The sequence below is a fragment of the Aureimonas sp. AU4 genome, assembly GCF_001463765.1.
In the GTDB taxonomy this organism is placed as follows: Bacteria; Pseudomonadota; Alphaproteobacteria; order Rhizobiales; family Rhizobiaceae; genus Aureimonas.
On sequence record NZ_BBWK01000027.1, the window covers coordinates 43,829 to 68,188 of the forward strand.

At 69.1% G+C, this 24,360-nt stretch carries 20 protein-coding genes; 15 read left to right on the top strand and 5 right to left on the bottom strand.

Annotated features, from left to right (window positions below; genetic code table 11):
• Positions 1-39: 39 nt before the first annotated feature.
• On the top strand, positions 40-825 hold the full coding sequence (locus AUL35_RS09075; protein WP_062014236.1) for an SDR family NAD(P)-dependent oxidoreductase: 786 nt from the start codon (positions 40-42) through the stop codon (positions 823-825).
• A 4-nt stretch (positions 826-829) separates the two neighbouring features.
• On the opposite strand, the gene AUL35_RS09080 is transcribed toward AUL35_RS09075, so the two are convergent.
• Entirely contained in the window at positions 830-2,239 is a 1,410-nt protein-coding gene (locus AUL35_RS09080; RefSeq protein WP_062014238.1) for a virulence factor family protein, read from the bottom strand.
• Positions 2,236-4,836 (bottom strand): bifunctional lysylphosphatidylglycerol flippase/synthetase MprF, encoded by a 2,601-nt coding sequence (gene mprF / locus AUL35_RS09085; RefSeq protein ID WP_062014240.1) that lies wholly within the window; start codon positions 4,834-4,836, stop codon positions 2,236-2,238. The genes AUL35_RS09080 and mprF overlap by 4 nt, the downstream gene beginning before the upstream one ends.
• Positions 4,837-5,185: 349 nt before the next feature.
• Between mprF and AUL35_RS09090 the strand changes: the two genes are divergently transcribed.
• The 3 genes from AUL35_RS09090 (at position 5,186) to AUL35_RS09100 (ending at position 10,565) form a co-directional block, all read left to right on the top strand.
• Positions 5,186-6,607: an NAD(P)-dependent oxidoreductase gene (locus AUL35_RS09090; protein ID WP_062014242.1), complete on the top strand. Its 1,422-nt coding sequence runs from the start codon at positions 5,186-5,188 to the stop codon at positions 6,605-6,607.
• Positions 6,608-6,622: 15 nt separating this feature from the next.
• The gene (gene preA / locus AUL35_RS09095) at positions 6,623-7,966 is read left to right on the top strand and encodes an NAD-dependent dihydropyrimidine dehydrogenase subunit PreA (RefSeq protein ID WP_062014244.1); all 1,344 of its coding nucleotides are present in this window, start codon (positions 6,623-6,625) and stop codon (positions 7,964-7,966) included.
• Between the two features lie 139 nt (positions 7,967-8,105).
• A complete protein-coding gene (locus tag AUL35_RS09100; RefSeq protein ID WP_156417916.1) occupies positions 8,106-10,565 on the top strand; it encodes a bifunctional diguanylate cyclase/phosphodiesterase in 2,460 nt (819 codons plus the stop codon).
• Positions 10,566-10,574: 9 nt separating this feature from the next.
• Here AUL35_RS09100 and AUL35_RS09105 read toward each other — a convergent pair whose 3' ends face one another.
• The gene (locus AUL35_RS09105; RefSeq protein WP_062014442.1) at positions 10,575-11,228 is read right to left on the bottom strand and encodes a TetR family transcriptional regulator C-terminal domain-containing protein; all 654 of its coding nucleotides are present in this window, start codon (positions 11,226-11,228) and stop codon (positions 10,575-10,577) included.
• 165 nt (positions 11,229-11,393) lie between these two features.
• Between AUL35_RS09105 and AUL35_RS09110 the strand changes: the two genes are divergently transcribed.
• From AUL35_RS09110 to AUL35_RS09145, 8 genes are all read left to right on the top strand, one after another.
• Positions 11,394-12,722 (top strand): aspartate aminotransferase family protein, encoded by a 1,329-nt coding sequence (locus AUL35_RS09110; RefSeq protein ID WP_062014247.1) that lies wholly within the window; start codon positions 11,394-11,396, stop codon positions 12,720-12,722.
• A 29-nt stretch (positions 12,723-12,751) separates the two neighbouring features.
• The gene (locus AUL35_RS09115; protein ID WP_062014249.1) at positions 12,752-14,008 is read left to right on the top strand and encodes a Zn-dependent hydrolase; all 1,257 of its coding nucleotides are present in this window, start codon (positions 12,752-12,754) and stop codon (positions 14,006-14,008) included.
• Entirely contained in the window at positions 14,005-14,412 is a 408-nt protein-coding gene (locus tag AUL35_RS09120; protein ID WP_062014251.1) for a VOC family protein, read from the top strand. The genes AUL35_RS09115 and AUL35_RS09120 overlap by 4 nt, the downstream gene beginning before the upstream one ends.
• A 170-nt stretch (positions 14,413-14,582) precedes the next feature.
• A complete protein-coding gene (gene hydA / locus AUL35_RS09125; protein ID WP_062014253.1) occupies positions 14,583-16,031 on the top strand; it encodes a dihydropyrimidinase in 1,449 nt (482 codons plus the stop codon).
• A 65-nt stretch (positions 16,032-16,096) separates the two neighbouring features.
• Positions 16,097-16,861, top strand: a complete 765-nt coding sequence (locus tag AUL35_RS09130) for an ABC transporter ATP-binding protein (RefSeq protein ID WP_374754483.1) — start codon at positions 16,097-16,099, stop codon at positions 16,859-16,861.
• A gap of 12 nt (positions 16,862-16,873) precedes the next feature.
• Positions 16,874-17,824, top strand: a complete 951-nt coding sequence (locus AUL35_RS09135; protein ID WP_082666217.1) for an ABC transporter permease — start codon at positions 16,874-16,876, stop codon at positions 17,822-17,824.
• Positions 17,821-18,801 carry an ABC transporter permease gene (locus AUL35_RS09140; RefSeq protein WP_082666218.1) on the top strand — a complete coding sequence of 327 codons (981 nt, stop codon included), beginning with the start codon at positions 17,821-17,823 and terminating at the stop codon, positions 18,799-18,801. The genes AUL35_RS09135 and AUL35_RS09140 overlap by 4 nt, the downstream gene beginning before the upstream one ends.
• Before the next feature lie 50 nt (positions 18,802-18,851).
• A complete protein-coding gene (locus AUL35_RS09145) occupies positions 18,852-19,832 on the top strand; it encodes an ABC transporter substrate-binding protein (protein WP_374754484.1) in 981 nt (326 codons plus the stop codon).
• Between the two features lie 42 nt (positions 19,833-19,874).
• On the opposite strand, the gene fliI is transcribed toward AUL35_RS09145, so the two are convergent.
• Together fliI and flgF are read right to left on the bottom strand one after the other, a co-directional pair.
• Entirely contained in the window at positions 19,875-21,221 is a 1,347-nt protein-coding gene (gene fliI, locus AUL35_RS09150; protein WP_082666219.1) for a flagellar protein export ATPase FliI, read from the bottom strand.
• Entirely contained in the window at positions 21,218-21,946 is a 729-nt protein-coding gene (flgF, locus tag AUL35_RS09155) for a flagellar basal-body rod protein FlgF (protein ID WP_062014255.1), read from the bottom strand. Before flgF ends, fliI begins: the two co-directional genes overlap by 4 nt.
• Positions 21,947-22,164: 218 nt before the next feature.
• Here flgF and motA point away from each other — a divergent pair, with 218 nt between their 5' ends.
• From motA to AUL35_RS09170, 3 genes are read left to right on the top strand one after another with little or no spacing between them, the layout of a single operon-like run.
• Positions 22,165-23,034 (top strand): flagellar motor stator protein MotA, encoded by an 870-nt coding sequence (gene motA / locus AUL35_RS09160; protein WP_062014257.1) that lies wholly within the window; start codon positions 22,165-22,167, stop codon positions 23,032-23,034.
• 18 nt (positions 23,035-23,052) lie between these two features.
• Complete coding sequence (locus tag AUL35_RS09165; RefSeq protein WP_062014259.1) at positions 23,053-23,982, top strand: FliM/FliN family flagellar motor switch protein; 930 nt, start codon at positions 23,053-23,055, stop codon at positions 23,980-23,982.
• Positions 23,963-24,316, top strand: a complete 354-nt coding sequence (locus AUL35_RS09170; RefSeq protein WP_062014261.1) for a hypothetical protein — start codon at positions 23,963-23,965, stop codon at positions 24,314-24,316. Before AUL35_RS09165 ends, AUL35_RS09170 begins: the two co-directional genes overlap by 20 nt.
• The last annotated feature ends 44 nt before the right edge of the window (positions 24,317-24,360 follow it).

A 24,360-nucleotide genomic window follows, 5' to 3' on the forward strand; every position in this document is an offset into this window, starting at 1 on the left:
TCGGCTTCTACGCGAAGGGCAAACCGGGAGGGCAGGTTGATGACGGGGTTCGACAGGGCGTTGTTCGAGGGACGGCGCGTGGTGGTGACGGGGGCGGGACGCGGCATCGGCGCGGCGGTCACGGCCGGATTTCTGGCCTGCGGCGCCCGTGTCGTCGCTCATGCGGGCCGCGATCTGTCCCATGCCGAGGCCGATCTCCTGCCGCGCTTGTCGGCCGAGGAACGCTCGCGGCTCCAGCTTGTGACCGGGGATCTCGCCAGGCCCGACGGCGGCGAGCGCCTTGCGGCATCCGTGCTTTCGGCTGCGAACGACGAGGTGGACGTCCTCGTCAACAATGCGGGGACGATGGGCGGCCGCGTTCCGGCCGGCGACACGACACCCGCGTTCTACGACGAGGTGCTCGACCTCAACATCCGGCAGGTCGTCATGCTGACGGCGGCGCTTCTTCCGGCGCTGCGCCGAGCGCGCGAGGCGGCGATCGTGAACACCGTCTCGATCTCGGCGCGGCAGGGCGGCAGCGCGGGCTCGTCGCTCTACTCGGGCACCAAGGCCTTCGTCTCGGCCTGGACCAAGTCGCTCGCCAAGGAACTCGCGCCGGACGGCATCCGCGTCAACGCCGTCTCGCCGGGCACGATCATGACCGACTTCCACCGTCGATACTCGTCGGAGGAGAAGCTGCGGGCGACGGCCGAGAGCATCCCGCTGAAGCGTCTCGGCACGGCCGAGGACTGCGCCCCGGCCTATCTCTTCCTCGCGGCCCCCTCGCTCGCCGGCTACCTGACGGGGCAGGTGATCGAGGTGAACGGCGGACAGCTCATGGCCTGAGGGCTCAAGGGGTGGTGGCAGTGACGGTGGCCGTCACCGCCGCCTGCGGTCCGCCCTTGAGAGCTGCGAGGATGCGTTCGGCCATGGCGTCGTAGTTGCCGTCGAAGTGGTGCCCGCCGTCGATCGGCAGCTTCGTCACGCCTGCGAGTTTGGGGTCGAGGCAGGCCGTGTCGGTCTCCTCGGTCCCGTAGACGCAGAGCACCTTGGCGGCAGGGATCGAGGCCGCCGAGGCGACGACGCCGCGATCGCCCGTCGACATGCCGAGCCAGCCGCCGACCGAGATCTGGAAGCCTGTCTGAAGCGAGGGCGCGAGCAGGCCGACCAGCGTCACGCGGTCGCGCAGCGTCTGCGGCAGGAAGCCGTAGGCGAAGGGCAGGGTGTCGGCGCCGAAGGAATAGCCCATCAGGGCGACGGGGATGCCGGGTTTGGGCTTGGCGTCGGCGAGCATGTCGCCGATGTCGGACGCCATCTGCTCGGGCGTCTTCTCGCTCCAGAAGTAGCGCAGGGAATCGACGCCGATCACCTCCACGCCGTGTTCGGTGAGCCAGTCGCCGATGGTCTTGTCGAGATCGCGCCAGCCGCCGTCACCCGAGAAGAAGATCACGGTTGCCACCGGGTCGCCCTTCGGCTTGCCGACCACGATCGGCAGCGCGGAGTTGTCGGCCTCGGCGATCTTCACGGCCGCCTCGACGCCCGCGTCCTGCCGCTCGCCGGCATCCGTGCCGATCTCGGTTCCCGCATGGAGCGTTCCCGTCAGCGGCGTCGGCGCCGGCGTGCCCGAATCCAGGACGAAGGTGAAGGGCTGCGGCAGTTCCGCCGTGCGGTCGTAGCTGAACGTGTTGTGGCCCTCGGGGGTCGCCTTGGCGCCCTCGCAGACCGGCAGGCGCGAGCGGGCGGTGTCGGAGGGCTGGATCGCGACGCCGCCGGCGAGCGTTGCCGCCGGCGCGTCCGCCACGGCGGCGTAGGCCATGGTGCCGCCTTCGCCCCGGCCGATCACGACCGGATGGAAGTAGGTGTCGAGCTGGAGCGCGCGCAGCGCCTCCTTGGCGATGCCCTCGAGATCCGACCCGAGATAGATGCAGTCGTCGCCGGCCTCGATCTCGGCCTCGACGCCCGCGCGCCAGCGGTCGAGGTCGACCGGCAGGACGATCAGGCCGCTGTCGACGAGGTCGGCCGCGAGCGACCGGTCGGCAGCCGTGAGGCCGCCGCCGTCGGAGATCAGGACCGCCAGACCCGTCGCTTCGCCGTCGGGCGAGAGGACCGGCACGTTGGTCATGTTCTCGTAGGAGACCGTGGTGGCCGGGACCGCCTCGGCGGTGTCTGTGCCCACCGCCCGCATGACGAGCGCGCCGGTGGCGGCTCCCGCCAGGATCACGGCACCGAGCGAGGTGAGAACGAGTGCGATGCGGTTCATGGCAGCTTGGGCCGTCCTGAGATGAGCGTGGTCACGTCGACGAGAACCTTGGCCGTGTCGAAGCCGCCGGGGCAGACGAGGTAGTGCGGTGTCCAGACCGGCCCGAACTTCTGCTTGAAGGCCTTCAGGCCGTCGAAGTGGTAGAAGGATCCGCCACGCCGGTAAAGAAACGAGCCGAAGCGGTTCCAGCGCGAGGCGCCGCGCCGGTCCACGAGGCCCGACAGCGGGGCCGCGCCGAGGTCGAACCACTGGTAGCCCTCGGCCTTGGCGTGGAGCATCAGGCGCGTGAAGAGCGCGTCCATGATGATGCGCGACACGTTGGGCAGGAAGCGCATGAGATCGATCGAGAGCTCGTACTTGTCGGCGCCGCGCCACAGGTTCGCGAAGGCAACGATCTGGCCTTCCTTCTTCAGGACCGCCATGTCGAAGTGGCGGAGATAGGCGGGATCGAAGTAGCCGAGCGAGAAGCCTTTCTCCGAGCCCGACTTGATGGCGAGCCAGGCGTCCGAGACCGCGCGCAGCTCGTCCATGGAGGCCGCGACCTCCTCGCGGCTGATGATCGAGAACTCGAGACCCTCGCGCTCGGCGCGCCGGACCGCCGTGCGCAGGTCCTGCTTCTTCGGGCCGTCGGTGTTGAACTTGGTGAGATCGACACGTGCGACCTCGCCGAGTTTCAGCGCGACCAGCCCCATGTCGAGGAAGAGCGGAAGGCTTTCGGGCCGGACCTGGTAGAAGACCGGACGCTCGGCCTCACGGTCCGCCTTGTCACGGAAGGCCCAGGCGAGGTCCGCCATGATGTCGGGCGGGGCGACGGGCTCCCCGAGTGCGATCAGGCTGCCGCCCGAGCGGGCGTACATGACGAAGCCGCGCTTGTCGGGCGAGAACAGGAAGCGCTTGTCGCCGAGAAGCGCTAGGGCAGCGGCCGTGTGCGGCGAGGCGGCGACGATGGGCGCGACCTCGGGGGGCACTTCGGAGCGCTTCTGCACACGCTCGGTGCGCCGGTGAATCGCGACGTCGAGTCCGACCGCCGCCAGCACCGCGAAGGCGACGAGGCTGGCGCGCAGGAAGCGCGGCGCGTTGCCGTGGGTCGCGAAGTCGAACCAGAGCGTGTTGGCGTAGTCGACATTGCGATAGGCGAGAAGGCCGAGCCACACCGTGGCGATCAGCGTCGCGCAGACGGCGGCAAGCCAGCCCCAAGTGATCGCGAAGGGATTGATGCCGGACCGCCGGTAGAAGGCGTGGCGGAAGCCGAGCAGAAGCACCGCGAGGATCAGGAGTAGGATCGCCTCCTCCCAATCGAGCCCCTTCAGGATCGAGAAGGCGGCACCTGCGATGAGGAGCCCGATCGAGACCACCCAGGCGCGCCACAGCCGCTTGGCCAGACCCCGTGCGACGACCAGCAGCGCCACGCCGACCACGGTCGCGGCCAAATGCGTGATCTCGATGAAGGGCAGGGGAAGATAGGCGTGTAGGATCGTCAGGCGCTCGTAGACGCCGGGCGTCGAGCCGGACGCGAGAAGCACGATGCCGCCCGCGAAGGCCAGAACCGCCACGGTCGGCGGGACCATCGGCTCGAAGACGCGTACGAACTCGCGCGTCGGCCCCTTGATGGCGTCGCGCCGCCGAACGGCCTCCACCGCCAGCAGCGCCACGACGGTGAGGACGAGCGGCAGGACGGTGTAGATCAACCGGTAGATCAGCAGCGCGGCGACGACGTCGGCCCGGTTCTCGAGGCCGAGGCTGACGACGATCGTCGCCTCGAAGGCGCCGAGGCCGCCCGGCGCGCTGGAGGCGACGCCCACCACCACGGCCACCGCGAAGATCACGGCGAAGAGCACGAAGGATCCGACGCTGCCCTCCGGCATCAGGACGTAGAGGACGCCCGCCGCCGCCGCGAGGTCGACGATGCCGGCCGCGATCTGGATCAGCGCGCCGTTGCCCGAGGGAAGCGGCAGCGACAGCTTGCCGATGCTGGCGCGCCGGTCGCCGTAGGAGAGCCAGATCACGAAGCCGACCACGGCCGCCACGAGCCCAGCGCCGAGCGCGATCTCGGCAAACAGCCCGAGGTCGCGCAGAACCGGCACGTCGCCGGGATCGACGAGAAGCGCTGCACCCACCATCAGCGCGAGGGCGAACCAGAGCGCGAACCAGGATGTCCCGACGATGCGGCCGATGTCGGCGAGCTCGATGCCGCCGGACTTGTAGACGTGGTAGCGCAGCGCGCCGCCGGTCAGGAGCGGGAAGCCGAGGGCGTTCGACACGGCGTAGCCCGCCGCCCCGACGGCGGCCGCCATCGGCCGCGTGACGCGGCCCGGTGCGATCGTGTCCACGGCCACGACGTCGTAGAGCGAGACGGCCGCAAAGCTCAGGACCGTCAGGAGGACGGCCAGAACGAGGTCGCGCGTGCTGACGGCCGAGAGCGCCTGGCGGACGTCGGCGAGCGAGAGCTCGGAGACCATGTGCTCCAGCGCCACGAAGGCGGCGAGCGTGATGGCGACGCCGATCACGATCGGAAGGAAACGCTTCCAGGCCGGCGCGGACTCGGCCGCGGGCAGCGATGAAGCGGGTGCTTCGGTCCGTTCGACGCCAGTTGTCATGCCCGGACGATCCCCGTGGTTGAGAACGGTTGCACGACCCTTCCCGGACCGGCCGCCCGCGCATCTACCCAAACGGTGGGGCGACACAAGGGGCGCTCCCTTACGTTCCGCCATTTTAATCCGGCCGGCGACTGGACGACCATGGTTCGCGCAAGACCCGACGCGAGCCGGACACCCTCGGACGGTGTGTTTTGACCGGCTGGTAAAATTATTTGACGGCCCCCGTTTTCTGGGATCATTCTGATCTGGAACGGTTCAAGACGATCCGCTCTCCAGGGGATCGCTCCGAGCCGCGAGGATCAACAGCCCTTCCGGCGCCTCGGGCGCCGCGGGCCACGGAGGCGCGTTCATGCCGCATCAGACGCTGGGTCCCGACATCGCCCACGGGCGCCTCGACGCCGCCGACATCGCCAGCGGCTTCACCGATCTTCATCCGCCGCTGGAGGCGCACGAGGCGCTGGTCGAGGCGGACCGCTGCTACTTCTGCTTCGATGCGCCCTGCATGCAGGCCTGCCCGACCTCGATCGACGTGCCGCTCTTCATCCGCCAGATCCAGACCGGCACGCCGCTGGCCGCCGGTCGCACGATCCTCGACAGCAACATCCTGGGCGGCATGTGCGCCCGCGTCTGTCCCACCGAGACGCTCTGCGAGGAGGCGTGCGTGCGCGAGGCGGCGGAAGGCAAGCCCGTGAAGATCGGCATGCTGCAGCGCTTTGCCACGGACCGCGTGCTCGAGACCGGCGATCATCCGTTCGAGCGGGCGGCGCCGACCGGCTGCACGGTCGCGGTGGTGGGCGCGGGGCCAGCGGGCCTGTCCTGCGCCCACCGCCTCGCGATGCTCGGCCACGACGTCACGCTCTTCGACGCGCGGCCCAAGGCCGGTGGCCTCAACGAATACGGCATCGCCGCCTACAAGGCGACGGGCGGCTTCGCGCAAGCCGAGGTGGACTTCGTTCTGGGCATCGGCGGCATCCGGCTCGAGACCGGCAAGGTGCTCGGCCGCGACATCCACCTCACGGACCTGCGCGCCGACTTCGACGCGGTGTTCCTCGGCATCGGCCTGTCCGGCGTCAACGCGCTCGGCGCGGACGGCGAGGGGGCGGGCGGCTCGCACGACGCGGTGGCCTGGATCGCGGACCTGCGTCAGACCGTCGACCTGTCGCAGCTGCCGGTGGGCCGGCGAGTCGTCGTGGTGGGCGGCGGCATGACGGCGGTGGACGCCGCCGTGCAGGCCAAGGCGCTGGGCGCCGAGGAGGTGACGCTCGCCTACCGGCGCGGACGCGCCGCGATGAACGCCTCGCGCTACGAGCAGGAACTCGCACAGACGCGCGGCGTGCATATCCGCTGCAACCTCGCACCCCGCCGCATCCTCGCCGAGAACGGGCACGTCATCGGCATCGAGATGGAGCGCACGCGCGAGGAGGGTGGATCGCTCCGCTACACCGGCGAAAGCGTGGTGATCGAAGCCGATCAGGTCTTCAAGGCGATCGGCCAGCAGCTCGTCGCCGACGGCCTGTCCGACGAGACCGACGGCATCGCGATCGAGGGCGGCCGCATCCGGGTCGACCGGGAGCGGCGCACGAGCCTGTCGCGCGTCTGGGCCGGCGGCGACTGCGTCAAGGGCGGCTCTGATCTTACCGTCGTCGCCGTGGAGGACGGCAAGGTCGCTGCCCTCTCGATCGACGCCGCCTTGAGGGCGGCCACGGTGCCAGCCGGGCTCGCCGGCCGGCTTCTCGACGCCACGACCCCTCTTCACGCCCCCGAGCGCTGACACGGAGCCCGACCCATGGCCGACCTTTCGACGAGCTTCCTCGGTATCCGTTCGCCCAACCCGTTCTGGCTGGCCTCGGCGCCGCCCACCGACAAGGAGTACAACGTCCAGCGCGCCTTCGAGCAGGGCTGGGGCGGGGTGGTCTGGAAGACGCTGGGCGAGGGCGACCCCGTCGTGAACGTCAACGGGCCGCGCTACGGCGCGATCCACGGACCCGACCGGCGCCTTCTGGGCCTCAACAACATCGAGCTCATCACCGATCGCTCGCTCGACACGAACCTCGAGGAGATTGCGCGGGTCAAGCGCAACTGGCCGGACCGGGCCATGATCGTCTCGCTGATGGTGCCCTGCGAGGAGGACAGCTGGCAGCGCATCCTCAAGGTGGTGGACCAGACGGGCGCGGACGGGGTCGAGCTTAACTTCGGCTGCCCGCACGGCATGTCGGAGCGCGGCATGGGCTCGGCCGTCGGCCAGGTGCCCGAATACATCGAGATGGTGGCGCGCTGGTGCAAGCAGCATTCGCGACTGCCCGTGATCGTGAAGCTGACGCCCAACATCACCGACATCCGCTACCCCGCCCGCGCCGCCAAGCGCGGCGGGGCCGACGCGGTGTCGCTCATCAACACCATCTCGTCGATCGTCTCGATCGACCTCGACAACTTCGCGCCGACCCCGACCATCGACGGCAAGGGCAGCCACGGCGGCTATTGCGGGCCGGCGGTGAAGCCGATCGCGCTCAACATGGTGGCCGAGATCGCACGCGATCCCGAGACCTGGGGCCTGCCCATGTCAGGGATCGGCGGCATCACGACCTGGCGCGACGCGGCCGAGTTCATCGCGCTCGGCTGCGGCACGGTGCAGGTCTGCACGGCGGCGATGACCTACGGGTTCAAGGTCGTGCGCGAGATGACCGAGGGCCTCTCGGACTGGATGGACCAGAAGGGCTACGCCACGATCGAGGACTTCCGCGGCCGCGCCGCGCCCAACGTCACCGACTGGCAGTATCTGAACCTCGCCTACGTGACCAAGGCGCGGATCGACCAGGACCTCTGCATCTCGTGCGGCCGCTGCCACATCGCCTGCGAGGATACCTCGCACCAGGCGATCACCAACATGGTCGACGGACGCCGCCGCTTCGAGGTGATCGACGAGGAATGCGTCGGCTGCAATCTTTGCGTCAACGTCTGCCCGGTCGAGAACTGCATCACGATGGAGCGTATCGCGGGTGTCGATCCCCGAACCGGCAAGCCGATCCCGGACGGTTACTCGAACTGGACGGTGCATCCGAACAACCCGATGCGCCGCGAGACGATGCAATTCGCGCCCGAGCCGGTTCGTCTTCCCGATGCGGCGGAGTGACAAGACGAAATTCCCGCGTCGCGATGCGATAAGCGTAACGGAAGAATAAGATACAGCGGCAATAGTGAAACAACGCGAGCGGGCGAAACATAAAAGGTTGCCCGCCGCCTCGCTTCGCAAGCCTTTCCGGGTGCCCGCCGTGCGTCTGTCCATCAATGCGAAACTCATTGCCAGCGGGGTGATCCTGGCGGCGATCGCGTCGGCCTTCTCGTTTCAGATGTATCGGGGAACGGGCACGCTTGGGCAGACCGTCCAGGCCGTGTTCGACTTCGGGGTGGATCCGCTTCGGGATGTCGATGCGGCCATCGCGCGGGTGCAGCGCCTTCAGGACCGGGTCGTCTCGGACACGGAGGATGCGGGCGAGCCGCTCGCGATCGACGGGGAGATGCAGGCCAGGGTGCTCGACGACCTGTCGGCCGCGCTCGGCGCGCTGCGCAAGGCCGGCACGCGTATCGGCGATCCCGCTCTCACCCAGCAACTGCAGCAGGTCGACTTCGCGATGTCGCGCCTGCGCGCGACCGAGGGTGACGTCACGCGTCGCTTCCTGCGGCGCGAACTGGCGGAAACGCTGGCGGGTCTCGAGGACATGACCCGGAACCTCCAGCAGGGCATCCAGCGCCTGCGCGACGACACCTCGACGCAGAGCCGGCAGCTGACGGACCTCAACTGGTTATCGCTCGCCGCGCTCCTGGGCGCGGGCGTTCTTCTGATCGCCTATCTCGGCTGGAGCATCTCGGGCCCGATTCGCCGCGCGGCCATGACGCTGCGTGACGTGGGCGGCGACGACGAACCCCTGCCGCGGCGTCGATCCAGAAACGCGCTGCAGGATCTCGCCAACGCGGTCGCCTTCGTCGAGGCGCTGGTCGTCCAGCGGGCCGATGCGGCACAGCAGCGCGACACCGACCAGAAGGAGCGCGCCGAGCACGAGGTCGCCGCCCAGCGCCGGCGCTTCGACGCGGCGCTGGATCGCATGTCCCAGGCCTACTGCCTGCTCGACCGGGACGGCGACCTGCAATCGGCCAACGAGGCCTTCTACCGTCTCTTCCCGAACGTGACGCGAAAGGCGACAGCCGCTCTTCTTGCGGCCGATGCCGATCTCGGGCCGCTGTTGGCCGAGCCGGCCAGCCGCGAGACCCCCCGGCGGCTCGGCGTGGGGCGCAGCGTCTATCTCCTGCGTCATCGCGCGGCGCGGACCGGGGACGAGATCCTCGTTTTCGAGGACGTGACGGACCGCGAGGCCGCGCGCGAGGCGATCGAGCGTCTCGAGGGCGAGGATGCGCTGACCTCGCTCCCGAACCGTCCCGCCTTTATCGCCCATATCGAGCAGCTCATCGGCGGCGGCGACCGCTTCACGCTCGTCGCGCTCGATATCGAGGGGTTCCGCAACATCAACACGACGCTCGGCCACGGCGCCGGCGACGAGGTGCTGCGGCAGGTCGGCCGCCGGGTCGCGACCGCGGCCGGCACCGATGCCTTCGTGGCGCGGCTGGGTGCGGACGAGTTCGGCATCGCGCTCGCTCGGCAGGCCGACGCGTCGGCGGCCGAGCGGCTGATGCGCGCAATCCTCCTTGATCTGCAGGAGAAGCCGGTCGTGGTCGCCGGTCGCCCGCTCTCCGCGCGCGTCGCGGCCGGCGTCGTTCCCATCGCCGCCGCCGCAGATCGGACGGAAGCACTCGACGCGCACAGCGCCATGCAGGACTGCGAGGTCGCCCTCCACCGCGCCAAGAGCGAGGGCTCGGCGCAGCTTCAGGTCTTCGCGCCGGAGCTGCGGGCCGAGATGGAGGCGCGGCGCCGGCTTGTGGCCGACCTGCACGACGCCATGGCACGCAACGAGTTCGAACTCTACTTCCAGCCGATCGTCGACTGCCGCCGCAAGACCGTCTCGGGCTTCGAGGCGTTGGCCCGTTGGGCGCATCCGCAGCGGGGCATGGTGTCGCCGGCCGAGTTCATTCCCGTGATGGAAGAGGCGGGCATGATCGGGGCGCTGGGCCGCTTCGTCCTGCGCGAGGGCTGCCGACAGGCGGCACGCTGGCCGAGCGACCTGTCGATCTCGCTCAACCTGTCGCCGCTGCAATTCAAGAGCCCGACGCTCCTCTCCGACGTGCGCAACGCGCTGGCGTCCAGCGGACTGTCGCCGGACCGGCTGCATCTGGAGGTGACGGAGTCGCTCTTCCTCGACGATGCGGAAGGGGTGCTGCAGACCCTGCAGAGCCTGCGCCAGATGGGGCTCGTCGTCTCGATGGACGATTTCGGCACCGGCTATTCCTCGCTCGGCTATCTCAGCCGCTTCCCGTTCGACAAGATCAAGATCGACCAGTCCTTCGTGCGCGACATGGCGCGGCCGGAGAACATCGCGATCGTGCGCGCCGTCATGGGGCTCGGCACGGCCATGCGCATGACGGTCGTGGCGGAGGGCGTCGAGACCGTCGAGCAGATGCAGCAGCTGGAGCGCGAGGGCTGCCGCGAGATGCAGGGCTACCTCTTCTCCCGGCCTCGTCCCGCGGGCGATCTTCCCAAGATGCTGATGGAGATCCGCTCGCGCTTTCGCGCCGACGGCTACGGCGTGGTGCGCGCGGACAACGACGCCCGGCGCGCCTGACGCGGGCGCTCAGCCCGCTTCCGGCCTGGGGCGGATGCCGCTGAGAACGATCGTCAGAACCGCCTGCGCGGCCTGATCGTCGAAGCCGGGCTTGTCGATCTGATCGCCGAGGATCGCGCGGATTTGCGGCGCGAAATCGGCATAGTGCTGGGTGGTCGCCCAGATCAGGAAGATGAGGTGGACCGGATCGATCGGGGCGAGCCGGCCCGTGCCGACCCAGCCACGGATCACCGCCGCCTTCTTCTGCACGAGACCGCGCAACCGCGTCTCCAGCGCTTCTCGGATGACTGGCGCCCCCGAGAGGATCTCGTTGGCGAAGAGGCGCGAGGCCTCGGGCGTGCGGCGCGACATGCGCAGCTTCAGCGTGATGTAGCGGCGCAGCTCCTCCACTGGATCGCCTTCCGGGTCCAGCGCCTCGAGCGGCGCCAGCCATTCGTCCAGCGTGCGCTCCAGAACGGCGCGGTAGACGTCCTCCTTGCGCCGAAAGTAGTAGAGGAGGTTGGTCTTCGACATGCCCGCGCCGCGCGCGATCTCGTCGATCGTCGTGCCCCGGAAGCCGTGTCCTGAAAAAGCCTTCAGCGCCGCTTCCAGGATGACCTCCCGGTTCTCCCGCTGGATGCGGGTCGCGGGCCGTTCCTCCTCCCCAGTCACCTTAGCGTCCATCGCCGCATGCCCTGAAATGTTGCGCCGCCGCATCGTGCCGATCAAGCGTGCAACTCGGCTTGACCGGTTCCAAATGTCCCCATAGCCTCGCTTTTGACCAGCCAGTCAAGAACGCGCCGGCCCCTGCCGGAAGCGGTTCGACTCGGGACAGAAAGCGATGCGGCCATGAACGAGCACGCCCCCATCCAGACCAACAATCTGGAAGCCTTCTGGATGCCGTTCACGGCGAACCGTCAGTTCAAGAAGGCCCCTCGTCTCCTGGTCGGCGCCAAGGACATGCACTACACGACCGCGGACGGTCGCCAGCTTCTGGACGCGACGGCCGGTCTCTGGTGCGTGAACGCCGGGCACTGCCGTCCGAAGATCACCGAGGCGATCGCCGCGCAGGCCGGGCAGCTCGACTACGCGCCGGCCTTCCAGATGGGTCACCCGAAGGCGTTCGAGCTCGCCGCGCGCCTCGTCTCCATCGCGCCCGACGGCCTCGACCACGTGTTCTTCACCAATTCCGGCTCCGAGTCCGTCGATACCGCGCTCAAGATCGCGCTCGCCTACCAGCGCGCGAAGGGGGAGGGCTCGCGTTTCCGTCTGATCGGCCGCGAGCGCGGCTATCACGGCGTCAACTTCGGCGGCATCTCGGTCGGCGGCATCGTGAATAACCGCAAGATGTTCGGGACGCTCCTGACCGGCGTCGATCACATGCGCCACACGCACGACCCGGCGCGCAATCCCTATCCGAGCGGCGAACTGGAGCACGGCGCGGAACTTGCCGACGATCTCCTTCGCATCGCGACGCTCCACGACCCGTCGACGATCGCGGCCGTGATCGTCGAGCCCGTCGCCGGATCGACCGGCGTGCTGCCGCCGCCCAAGGGCTATCTCCAGCGCCTGCGCGAGATCTGCGACCAGCACGGCATCCTTCTCATCTTCGACGAGGTGATCACCGGCTACGGGCGCATGGGCACGCCGTTCGCGGCCGACTATTTCGGCGTGACGCCGGACATCATGGTCACCGCCAAGGGCCTGACCAACGGCGTCATTCCCATGGGCGCGGTGCTGGTGCGGGACTCGATCTACGACGCCTTCATGGGCGGCGGCGAGAACCTCATCGAGTTCGCGCACGGCTACACCTATTCCGGCAACCCGATCGCGGCGGCGGCGGGCCTTGCCACGCTCGACACCTACAAGGAGGAGGGCCTGTTCGAGCGTGCGAAAGCGCTGGAGCCGGTCTGGGCGGATGCGCTGCATTCCTTGAAGGGCGAGCCGCACGTCATCGACATCCGCACGATCGGCCTGATCGGCGGCGTCGAGCTCGAGCCGATCGCCGGCGCCCCGACCAAGCGCGCCTTCGCCGCCTTCCTCGACGCCTACGAGAAGGGTCTCATGATCCGCACGACCGGCGAAATCATCGCCATGTCGCCGCCGCTCATCGTGTCGGAAGCGCAGATCGGCGAGATCGTCGACACGCTGCGCGCCGTGCTCCACCGCCTCCAGTAGAATCGCCGAGCCGAAGGGCACCCGACAGCATGAGCCTTGCCACGAACATCCAGACCGACGGCGATCGGCTCTGGAACACGCTCGACGAGATGGCCGCCATCGGTCCCGGCATCGCCGGCGGCAACAACCGGCAGACCCTGACCGACGCGGACGGCGAGGGACGCTACCTCCTGAAGCGCTGGTGCGAGCGCGCGGGCCTTTCCATGGGGCTCGACACGATGGGCAACATGTTCTTCCGCCGCGAGGGGACGGAACCCGATCTCGCGCCGGTCTACATGGGCTCGCACCTCGATACCCAGCCGACCGGCGGGCGCTACGATGGCGTTCTCGGCGTTCTCGGCGGGCTGGAGGTGATGCGCACGCTGAACGACCTCGACATCCGGACGCGCCGGCCGATCGTCCTCGTGAACTGGACCAACGAGGAGGGCACGCGCTTCGCGCCCGCCATGCTCGCCTCGGGCGTCTTCGCCGGTGTCCACGAGGAAGACTGGGCGAAGGCGCGGGTCGACCGCGAGGGCAGGAGCTTCGGCTCGGAGCTGCGCCGCATCGGCTGGGAAGGGGACGAGCGCGTCGGCGACCGGCCGATCCACGCCATGTTCGAACTCCACATCGAGCAGGGGCCGATCCTGGAGGACGAGGGCGTCGACATCGGCGTCGTGACCCACGGCCAGGGCCTCTGGTGGCTGGAGGTGACGCTGACGGGACGCGAGAGCCATACGGGCTCGACCCCCATGCCCAAGCGCCGCAACGCCGGGCTGGGTCTCGCGCGCGTCACCGAACTCGTTCACGAGACGGCCATGGCGCACCAGCCGGATGCGGTTGGTGCGATCGGCCATGTCGAGGTCCATCCGAACTCGCGCAACATCATTCCCGGCCGCGCGGTCTTCACGATCGACATCCGCTCGCCCGACAAGGCCGTGCTCGACGCCATGCGCGAGCGCATCGAACGCGGCATCGGCGAGATCGCGGCCGACCTGGGCCTTCTGTCCACGGTCGAGTCCGTCGGCCACTTCGACCCCGTCGCCTTCGACGAGGGCTGCGTGTCGGCGGTCCGCGCGGCGGCAGACCGCCTCGGCCTGACGCATCGCGACATCGTCTCGGGCGCTGGCCACGACGCCTGCTGGATCAACCGCATCGCGCCGACATCGATGATCTTCTGCCCCTGCGAGGGCGGACTGTCGCACAACGAGGCCGAGCGCATCACCAAGCCTTGGGCGAAGGCCGGAGCGGACGTTCTTCTCCAGGCGGTGGTCGAGATGGCCGAGATCGCGGAGGCGCAGGGGTGACCGATCACCTGGGCCGGCTCATCGACCATGTCGAGCTGCGCGTCGCGGATCTGGAGGCGAGCCACCGCTTCTATGGCGCCGTGCTGGAGACACTCGGTCACCGGATCGAGCGGAAAGGTCCCTATCTCTTCTGCGACGAACTGGCGATCTCGCAAGCCTCCGGGCCCGTATCGCATATGCATCTCGCCTTTCAGGCGGCGAGCCGGGACGAGGTGCGGGCGTTTCACGCCGCCGGCCTCCTGAACGGCGGCCGCGACAATGGCGGCCCCGGCGAGCGGGACTATCATCCCAGCTACTACGGCGCCTTCGTCCTCGACCCGGACGGAAACAACGTCGAGGCGGTGACCCACGGCCCCGTCCGGCGCAGCGCCCGAAGCGTCGTCGTCGAGCGGACGGACAGCTGATCCGATGCGGCCCGCCGATCCCCGCTCAGCTGCCGCATCGCCCCATCGAAGAACATTCCGCCCTTCATTCCTCGCCGCCATGCCGCGACGCGCTTGCTTGCGCGTGCATGCCTTCTCGCGGGCGCGTTCAAGCGCGTCTCGCCGTCCCGCAACCGGAGAGCCGTGATTTCATGAGCATCGTGATCAAGGGCGGAACGCTCGTCACCGCCGACCTCACCTACAAGGCTGACATTCGGGTCGAGGACGGACGGATCGCCGAGATCGGTCCGGACCTGTCCGGCGACGAGACGATCGACGCATCGGGTGCTTATGTCATGCCCGGCGGCATCGACCCGCACACCCATCTCGAAATGCCCTTCATGGGTACCCATTCCTCGGACGACTTCGACACGGGCACCGCCGCCGCGCTGTCCGGCGGCACGACCATGGTGGTCGATTTCTGCCTGCCGGCGCCGAACCAGGGCCTGATCGACGCGCTGCAGGCCTGGCACCAGAAGGCCGGCAAGGCGCGCTGCGACTTCGGCTTCCACATGGCGATCACGTGGTGGGGCGAGCAGGTCTTCGCCGAGATGCCGCGCGTCGTCGAGGAGGGCATCAACACGTTCAAGCACTTCATGGCCTACAAGGGGGCCCTGATGGTGAACGACGACGAGATGTTCGCCTCCTTCTCGCGCTGCGCCGAGATCGGCGCCCTGCCGCTCGTTCATGCCGAGAACGGCGACGTCGTCGCCTTCCTGCAGCAGAAGCTTCTGGCGGAGGGCAACAACGGGCCGGAAGCGCACGCCTATTCCCGCCCGCCCGAGGTCGAGGGCGAGGCGACCAACCGCGCGATCATGATCGCCGACCAGGCCGGCGTTCCTCTCTACGTCGTCCACGTCTCCTGCGAGGAGTCGCACGAGGCCATCCGGCGCGCCCGCCAGAAGGGCATGCGCGTCTTCGGCGAGCCACTGATCCAGCATCTGACGCTGGACGAGGGTGAGTATCGCAACGCCGACTGGGACTACGCGGCGCGCCGCGTCATGAGCCCGCCCTTTCGCGACCGGAAGCATCAGGACTCGCTCTGGGCAGGCCTGCAGGCCGGCTCGCTGCAGGTGGTTGCGACCGACCACTGCGCCTTCACGACGGAGCAGAAGCGCACGGGCCTTGGCGACTTCACCAAGATCCCGAACGGCACGGGCGGCCTTGAGGACCGGATGGCCGTCCTGTGGACCAGGGGCGTGCGCACCGGACGGCTGACGATGAACGAGTTCGTCGCCGCGACCTCCACCAACATCGCCAAGATCCTGAACGTCTATCCCCGAAAGGGCGCGCTCCTCGTCGGCGCGGATGCCGACATCGTGGTCTGGGACCCGAATGCCACCCGGACCGTGCGGGCCGCGAACCAGAAGTCGGCGATCGACTACAACGTCTTCGAGGGCTTCGAGCTGACCGGCCTGCCGGTGGTCACGCTTTCGCGCGGCCGTGTCGCCTACCGCAACGGCGAGGTCCTCGCCGGCACGGGCGAGGGGCGCTTCGTCGAGCGGCCGGCCAACGCTCCGGTCTCTCGCGCGCTGTCCACCTGGAAGGAACTCACCGCGCCCCGCCGCATCGAGCGCTCCGGCATTCCGGCGGGCGTGTGAGCGCGGTGTATCGCCCGACCTCCTTCGCTCAATCCGAGCCGGCGCCGGCCGGCGCCGCTGCCGCGGTGGACGCGCGCGGCCTGTCGCTGACCTTCGAGACGGGCGACGGGCCGGTCCATGCGTTGAAGGACATCGATCTCACCATCGGCCACGGCGAGTTCGTCTCCTTCATCGGCCCGTCGGGCTGCGGGAAGACGACGCTCCTGCGCGTCATCGCCGATCTCGAACAGCCCTCGGCCGGCACGATCTCGGTCAACGGCCTGCGCGCGGAAGAGGCCCGGCTCAGGCGCGCCTACGGCTACGTCTTCCAAGCCGCCGCGCTCTACCCCTGGCGCACGATCGAGCGCAACGTCGCGCTGCCGCTGGAGGTGATGGGCGTGCCCAAGGCCGAGCGGGCCGGACGCATCGCACGCAATCTCGAGCTCGTCGGCTTGAAGGGCTTCGAGCGCAAGTTCCCCTGGCAGCTGTCGGGGGGCATGCAGCAGCGCGCCTCGATCGCCCGCGCCCTGTCGTTCGATCCTCAACTTCTACTGATGGATGAACCGTTCGGCGCGCTCGACGAGATCGTTCGCGACAGGCTTAACGAGGAGTTGTTGAAGCTTTGGATGAAGACACGGAAGACCGTCGTCTTCGTCACGCACTCGATCCCGGAGGCGGTGTTCCTGTCGACGCGCATCGTCGTCATGAGCCCCCGGCCCGGGCGCATCACCGATATCGTCGATTGCGACCTCGGACCCGACCGGCCTTTGGAGATCCGCGAGACGCCGCGCTTCCTGGAGATCGCGCACCGGGTGCGCGAGGGGTTGAGGGCGGGGCACTCCTATGACTGAGGCGGGCGGACGATGAGCGCGACGGCCCCCGTTTCCGAACCCGGTGCCGCGATCGACGCCTCGGCGCCCCTTCGCACGTCGAGGCGCTGGGGCGGAACCGGCCGCACGGGACCGGTTCTCGCGGTCGTCGCGGCCATACTCGCCGTCTGGTATCTTGCCGCCGTTCCCATGAACTGGCCGACGGTCGGCGCCCGGCTGACGACCGCCAATGGCGGGACGCCGCCGGATCCGTGGACCCACGTCCTCGCGACCTGGGCCGCCGAGCGTCCGGTCCTGCCGGCGCCTCATCAGATCGCCGCCGAGATCTGGCGCACCACGGTGGACGTGCGGCCGACCTCGCCGCGCTCGCTCCTCTTCCACGCGCAGGTGACCTTGTCCTCGACGCTGCTGGGCTTTGCGATGGGCTCGGTCCTGGGCATCCTGATCGCGGTCGGCATCCTCCATTCGCGCACGCTCGACCGCTCGCTCATGCCCTGGGTGATCGCCTCGCAGACCATTCCGATCCTCGCCGTCGCCCCGATGATCATCGTGGTGCTGAACTCCGTCGGCGTGACGGGCCTCGTGCCCAAGGCAATCATCTCGACCTACCTTTCCTTCTTCCCGGTCACGGTCGGCATGGTGAAGGGCCTGCGCTCGCCCGACCGCATGCATCTCGACCTCATGCGAACCTACGGCGCCAACCGCCTGCAGACGCTCCTGAAACTGAGAACGCCGGCGAGCCTTCCGTTTCTCTTCGCCTCGATGAAGATCGCAGTCGCCGCGGCGCTCGTCGGCGCCATCGTCGGCGAGCTGCCGACCGGCGCGCAGGCCGGGCTCGGCGCGCGGCTCCTGGCGGGCTCCTACTACGGGCAGACGATCCAGATCTGGTCGGCGCTGGTGGCGGCCTCGCTTCTCGCCGGCATCCTCGTCGCGCTGGTGGGCGTCGCCGAAAAGATCGCCGTCAGGCGAATGGGGGCCCGATGAGCATCGCGGCCGCGACCCCGCGCGCTGCCGTTGGCCGCGCCGACATTCCGGTCTCCCTCGCGGTGACGCTTGCCGCCCTGGTCGGAGCGCTCGCGCGCGTGGCCGACGGGGCGACGGGACCGATCTTCTGGGGGCTCGTTGTTCTCTTCTGGCTGGCGGCCTGGCGTCTGACGGCGCGGCTGGCCGCCCTCGAGCCGACCACGCCGCTCGGTCGCCGCCTTGTCGGTGTCATGGTGCCGGCCGTCTTCGGCCTGACGCTCGTTGCGCTCTGGGAACTGGTGGTGCGGGGGCTCGACGTTCCCGTGGTGCTCCTGCCCGCGCCCTCGCTGATCGCCCAGCGCATCGCCGGCTCGCTGCCGATCCTGTGGGCCGACTTCCGGCAGACCTTCCTGCGCTCGGTGATTGTGGGCTACGCGATCGGCTGCGGCGCGGGGTTCCTCGCCGCGATCCTGATCGACCGTTCGCCCTTCCTCCAGCGAGGGCTCCTGCCGGTCGGCAACCTCGTTTCGGCCCTGCCGATCGTCGGCGTCGCGCCGATCATGGTCATGTGGTTCGGCTTCGACTGGCCGTCGAAGGCCGCCGTCGTGGTGGTGATGACCTTCTTTCCGATGCTCGTGAACACGGTGGCGGGGCTTGCCGCCAGCGGCGCGATGGAGCGCGACCTCATGCGCACCTACGGCGCGAGCCCGGGGCAGACGCTCCTGAAGCTGCGACTGCCGGCCGCCATGCCCTTTGTCTTCAACGCGCTGAAGATCAACTCGACGCTGGCCCTCATCGGCGCCATCGTCGCCGAGTTCTTCGGCACGCCGATCGTCGGTATGGGGTTCCGCATCTCGGCCGAGATCGGCCGGCTCAGCACCGACATGGTCTGGGCCGAGATCGTGGTCGCCGCGCTGGCCGGCTCCTTGTCCTACGCGCTGATCGCCCTGATCGAGCGCCTCGTCACCTTCTGGCACCCCTCGATGCGGGGCGCCTGATGCCAAGTCCAACCCCGATGGAGAACCAGCGCATGAGGACCACGACCACCATGCTCGCCGGCGCGCTTGCAGCGCTCGGCCTGTCGACCGCGATGGCGAATGCCGCCGATCCGCTGACGCTCCAGCTGAAATGGGTGACGCAGGGCCAGTTCGCGGGCTTCTACGTCGCCCAGGAGAAGGGCTACTACAAGGACGCCGGCCTCGACGTGACGATCAAGCCGGGCGGGCCCGACGTCGCGCCCGAGCAGGTGATCGCGGGCGGCGGCGCCGACGTGATCGTGGACTGGATGCCGGCCGCCCTCGCCGCGCGCGAGAAGGGGTTGGCGCTGGTCAACATCGCCCAGCCCTTCAAGGCGTCGGGCATGGAGCTGACCTGCCGCAAGGATACGGGGATCACCGGCCCCGAACAGTTCAAGGGCAAGACGCTGGGCGTCTGGTTCTCGGGCAACGAGTATCCGTTCCTGTCCTGGATGTCGAAGCTGAAGCTCTCGACGCAAGGAGGCCCGGACGGCGTGACCGTGATCAAGCAGGGCTTCAACGTCGACCCACTGATCCAGAAGCAGGCCGACTGCATCTCCACCATGACCTACAACGAGTACTGGCAGGTGATCGACGCCGGCATCCCGGCCGACCAGCTCACCGTCTTCAAGTACGAGGACCAGGGCGTCGCGACGCTGGAGGACGGGCTCTACACGACCGAGGAGAAGCTCAAGGACCCCGCGATGGTCGACAAGCTCGCCCGCTTCGTGAAGGCCTCGATGCGCGGCTGGCAGGATGCGGCCAAGGATCCCGACGCGGCCGCGCAGATCGTGCTCGACAACGACACGACCGGCGCACAGACCGAGGAGCACCAGAAGCGCATGGTGGGCGAGGTCATCAAGCTCGTCGGCGACTCCGACGGCACGCTCGACACGAAGGCCGCCGAGAACACCGTGGCCGTCCTGATGGGCGGCGGCTCCGATCCGGTGATCACCAAGAAGCCCGAGGGCGCCTGGACCAGCGCCGTCACGGATCGCATGAAGGCGATGTAAGGCCGAGGAGCCGGGCCGGGACGTCATCCGGCCCGGCCCGTCTCAATCCGGCGTCAGCCCGGCCTTGAGGTGGCGCGAAAGCTCCTCGAAGGGCTTGGGAACCGCCGGGTCGCGCGGATGCTGCGAAAGCGCGGCGTAGATGCGCGGCACGAGGTCCACGGCCTGGTCGAGGATCGGGTCGGCGCCGCGCTGGTACCCGCCGAGAAGGCGCAGGTCGCGCGTGTCCTCGAAGCGCGCGATCATGGCGCGCAGCCGGCTCATGAGATCGCGCTCCGTCGCGCTCCAGCAAAGGTCGGCGAGGCGGGAGATCGAGCGCAGGACGTCGATCGCCGGAAAGCGGCCTTCCGCCGCGATCGCCCGGTCGAGGACGATATGCCCGTCCAGCGTCCCGCGGATCGCGTCGGCCACCGGCTCGTTGTGGTCGTCGCCGTCGACCAGAACGGCAAAGAGGCCCGTGATCGTGCCACCGCCTTCCGCGCCCGGGCCCGCCCGCTCCAGAAGGCGCGGCAGGTCCGAGAAGACGCTCGGGGGATAGCCGCGCGCGACCGGCGGCTCTCCCGCCGCCAGCGCCACGTCGCGGGCCGCGAACGCTAGGCGCGTGATGGAGTCGACGATCAGGAGCACATGATCGCCCCGGTCCCGGAAATACTCGGCGACCGTCATCGCGGTCTTGGGCGCCAGGCGCCGCATCATGGCGCTCTCGTCGCCGGTCGCGACCACGGTCACGACCTTGGCGAGGTCGCCCTGCATGGTCTCTTCCAGGAACTCGCGAACCTCGCGACCGCGCTCGCCGACCAGCGCCACGACCACCGTGTCGAAGCCCTTGGAGCGCGCGAGCATGCCGAGCAGCGTCGACTTGCCGACGCCCGAGCCCGCGAAGATGCCCATGCGCTGGCCGCGCACGAGCGGGGTGAAGAGGTCGATCGCCGAGACGCCGGTCGGCACGGGGTCCTTCACACGGCCGCGCCGCATCGCGGCGTCGGGCATCGTGTCGGTCGGAAGCGCTTGCTCGCCCGGCTCGATCGGGCCCTTGTCGTCGCAGGGTTGACCGAAGGCGTTCACGGTCCGCCCGCGCCACGCGGGCGAGGGGGCAACGGTGATCGGCCCGGTCTTCCAGGCGAGCGTGCGCACGCCGCTCTTGAAGCGCACCGCGAAGGGCTTCACGGTCGCAGCATGTTCCTCGACGCGCACGACCTCGCCGAGCTCGGGTCCGTCCGGGCCCTGGCAGCTGATGCAGTCGCCCAGGCGCAGGTAGGGGCTGAGGCCCGCGACGCGGAAGCTCTGCGGCGAGACGTCCACGATATGTCCGCTGACGCGCACGGGGTCCTGCGACAGCGCCTCGACCGTTCGGGCGCTGGGTATGCGGGCGGCGCCGGCGGGTGCCGTCATTTCGGCGCGCCGAGCATGGAGATGGCGCTACCGAGCGAGGACTCCGAGGTCTGGATGAGGTTCGCGGCCTGTTCGAAGGCGCGCTGGACGGCGATCATCCGCGTCATCTCGAGGATCGGATTGACGTTGGAGCCCTCCTGGAACCCCTGAAGCACGTGGGCGTCGGTGAACTCGACCACCGGAATGGCGGCCCGGTCGGGCACGACGCCGGACGTGCCGGCGCGCGACAGGTTCGCGCCCGGAGGCATCTGGAACAGCCCGAGCGCGCCGAGCTGGATGCCGTTCTGCGTGATCATGCCGTCGCGCGCGACCGACGGGGCGCCGCCGGCCGGATCTAGAAGGATCGGGGCGCCGCCGACATCCAGGACCGGCTCGCCGTTCAGCGTCTGGAGCTCTCCCGTGTCGAGCATCTGCATGCGCCCATCGCGGGTATAGACCGTGCCGCGCGGCGTCTGGATCGCGAGGAAGGCCTCGCCCGACACGGCGACGTCGAGCGCGTTGCCGGTCTGCGTCAGCTCGCCGGAGCGCGTCGACAGATAGGTCTCGCCCGACGAGGCGAAGGCCACGGAATCGCGCTGGCTCGCCGTCGAAAGGAGCTGCTCGAACTTCACCTCCTCGGACCGGAAGCCGGCGGTGCGGCTGTTGGCGAGGTTGTTGGCGATCGTGTCGAGCCGTTTCTCGGCCGCGAGCTGGGCGGACAGGGCAACGGGAAGCGTGGTCTGCATCGGGACAAGGATCCGGGCTGGGGAGGGCCGCGGGAGCGATGGAGCGCTTCCGCCGGCGGCGCGCCACGGCGGGCGCCGCGTCGGCCGGGATACTGCCAAGCGCCCATGGATCGAGGCTGACATCGCGGCGTCGTTCCGGGCCGTTGCGGCGCACAGTCTCGCGCAAGCGCCTCCCCCTACATCCGAAGGCGATCTCCTGCGCATCATAGGGACTTCGAATGGGTATCATCCTCGGCCTGATCGTCACGGTCGGCTGCGTGCTCGGCGGCTATGTCGCCGGCGGCGGGCATCTCTACGTCCTCTGGCAGCCCTTCGAGCTCATCATCATCCTGGGCGCCGCGCTCGGCACCTTCCTGGTGGCCAACAACGCCAAGGTCGTGAAGGACACGGGCAAGGCCATCGGCGAGGCCTTCAAGAACTCCGTGCCCAAGCAGCGCGACTACCTGGACCTTCTCAGCCTCCTCCACTCCCTGATGCGGGAGATGCGCTCCAAGTCGCGCTCCGAGGTCGAGGCCCATGTCGACAACCCGGCCGAGTCGGCGATCTTCAGCGCGTTTCCGAACATCCTGAAGAACCAGGCGATGACCAACTTCATCTGCGACTACTGCCGCCTGATCATCATCGGCAACGCCCGGCCGCACGAGATCGAGGCCTTGATGGAGGAGGAGATCCAGACCGTCGCCCGCGACCAGCTGAAGCCCAAGCACGCGATTCAGGACATCGCCGACGGCCTGCCGGCGCTGGGCATCGTGGCCGCGGTCCTGGGCATCGTCCACGCCATGGGCGCGCTGGACCAGAGCCCCGAGGTGCTGGGCCATCTCGTGGGCGCGGCGCTGGTCGGAACCTTCGCCGGCATCTTCTTCTCCTACGGCGTATTCGCGCCGCTCGCCAACAAGGTGAAGAGCGTGCGCGAGAAGAAGATGCGCCTCTACGTCATCATCAAGCAGACGCTGATCGCCTACATGAACGGCGCCCTCCCGCAGGTCGCCCTCGAATACGGCCGCAAGGCGATCTCCGCCTACGACCGTCCGACCATCGACCAGGTCGAGGCCGAGACGATCGGCGGCGCGGCACCGGCTGCGGCATAAGGCGGGGCGACGATGGACATGATCACCGAACCCGGCATCTCCGAACGGCTCCGCTCGGCCGCTCGCCTCGAGCCCGAACGCTTTCCCCGCCTCAAGGTGCTGGGAACGCAGTGGGCCGAGGCCGCCGCCGCCAAGCTGAACGCGACCTACGCCTCGCCGGTCCAGGTCGAGTTCGCCGCGCTGTCGACCTTCGTCTTCTCGGGCCAGGCGATGGAGATCGCCGAAACGCAGATCGCGCTCGTGATGCGCGCGCCCCAGTGGCGCGAGCAGGCGCTGCTGGCGGCGGACGCGCGCTTCGCCGACACGGTGAGCGAGGCGGCCTTCGGCGGCGACGGCCGCACCGTGTCCGACGGCAAGCGCTCGCTGACGAGCGTGGGCAAGTTCTTCTCCGATAACGCGCTGCGCGCCTTCGGCGAGACCGGCAACGCCGTCTTCGCCGACGTCCTGCCGCTGAACATGGTGCCGGACCGTCTGCTGGCGGAAAGCGTCGGCGAGAAGCTGGAGGCGCTGCTTCCGCCCGACAACCGCAACTTCGTCGAGTTCCGCTTCCGCATCAGCATCGGCCGGTGCGAGGGGGCCCTGCGGGTCGCGCTGCCCGAGGCGGTCATCGCGCCCCACAAGCGCAAGTTCGCGACGCTGCCCGAGGCCGCGCCCTCGATCGTCGACGAGGCCTGGGCCAAGGGGCTCGAGGCCAGCGTCCAGAAGGCCGACATGCAGGTGCGGGCCTTCCTCGGCGAGCACAAGACGACGCTCGGCGACGTCGCCTCGTTCCAGGTCGGCCAGACCATCGCGCTCGATGTCCTCGTGGACAGCCTGCTCGTGGTGGAATGCGAGGGCCAGCGCATGTTCCGCGGACGCATGGGCCGCTCGCGCGACAACTACATGGTGCGCATCGAGGAGACGATCGATCCCACCGAGGAGTTCATCGATGACATCCTGGCTGACTGACATCGTCCTGATCGCCGCGCTCTGCATCACGAGCTGGCGCGTGGGCGCGATGTACAAGGAGCTGCAGCGCCTGCGCTCGGGCGAGGCGGGCTTCAAGGTGGCGCTGGAGGAGGCGGACGCCTCGATCAACCGCGCCGCCAACGCCGTCGTTCTCCTGAAGAGCGAGGGCCTGCGGACGCTGCGCGCCCTCGAGGAGCGCATCCACGAGGCGAACGAGCTCGGCGAGCGGCTCGACGCCGTGCTCGAGAGCTACGAGCGCGCGCGCCTGTCGACCCCGGCGACGGCCGAGGAGGCCCGCTCCCGCCTCGCGTCAGTTACAGCAGCTAATCGTTAACGAACCGTTGGGCGAGAGCCCGAGCGACCACCGGACAGGACGTC

Coding starts and splice junctions, on each gene's coding strand:
- AUL35_RS09145 (WP_374754484.1), top strand. CDS start 18,852: ATGCTCGCCGGCGCGCTTGCAGCGCTCGGCCTGTCGACCGCGATGGCG.
- AUL35_RS09080 (WP_062014238.1), bottom strand. CDS start 2,239: ATGAACCGCATCGCACTCGTTCTCACCTCGCTCGGTGCCGTGATCCTG.
- AUL35_RS09140 (WP_082666218.1), top strand. CDS start 17,821: ATGAGCATCGCGGCCGCGACCCCGCGCGCTGCCGTTGGCCGCGCCGAC.
- flgF (WP_062014255.1), bottom strand. CDS start 21,946: ATGCAGACCACGCTTCCCGTTGCCCTGTCCGCCCAGCTCGCGGCCGAG.
- AUL35_RS09170 (WP_062014261.1), top strand. CDS start 23,963: ATGACATCCTGGCTGACTGACATCGTCCTGATCGCCGCGCTCTGCATC.
- AUL35_RS09110 (WP_062014247.1), top strand. CDS start 11,394: ATGAACGAGCACGCCCCCATCCAGACCAACAATCTGGAAGCCTTCTGG.
- motA (WP_062014257.1), top strand. CDS start 22,165: ATGGGTATCATCCTCGGCCTGATCGTCACGGTCGGCTGCGTGCTCGGC.
- AUL35_RS09105 (WP_062014442.1), bottom strand. CDS start 11,228: ATGGACGCTAAGGTGACTGGGGAGGAGGAACGGCCCGCGACCCGCATC.
- AUL35_RS09135 (WP_082666217.1), top strand. CDS start 16,874: ATGAGCGCGACGGCCCCCGTTTCCGAACCCGGTGCCGCGATCGACGCC.
- preA (WP_062014244.1), top strand. CDS start 6,623: ATGGCCGACCTTTCGACGAGCTTCCTCGGTATCCGTTCGCCCAACCCG.
- AUL35_RS09115 (WP_062014249.1), top strand. CDS start 12,752: ATGAGCCTTGCCACGAACATCCAGACCGACGGCGATCGGCTCTGGAAC.
- hydA (WP_062014253.1), top strand. CDS start 14,583: ATGAGCATCGTGATCAAGGGCGGAACGCTCGTCACCGCCGACCTCACC.
- mprF (WP_062014240.1), bottom strand. CDS start 4,836: ATGACAACTGGCGTCGAACGGACCGAAGCACCCGCTTCATCGCTGCCC.
- fliI (WP_082666219.1), bottom strand. CDS start 21,221: ATGACGGCACCCGCCGGCGCCGCCCGCATACCCAGCGCCCGAACGGTC.
- AUL35_RS09165 (WP_062014259.1), top strand. CDS start 23,053: ATGATCACCGAACCCGGCATCTCCGAACGGCTCCGCTCGGCCGCTCGC.
- AUL35_RS09075 (WP_062014236.1), top strand. CDS start 40: ATGACGGGGTTCGACAGGGCGTTGTTCGAGGGACGGCGCGTGGTGGTG.
- AUL35_RS09090 (WP_062014242.1), top strand. CDS start 5,186: ATGCCGCATCAGACGCTGGGTCCCGACATCGCCCACGGGCGCCTCGAC.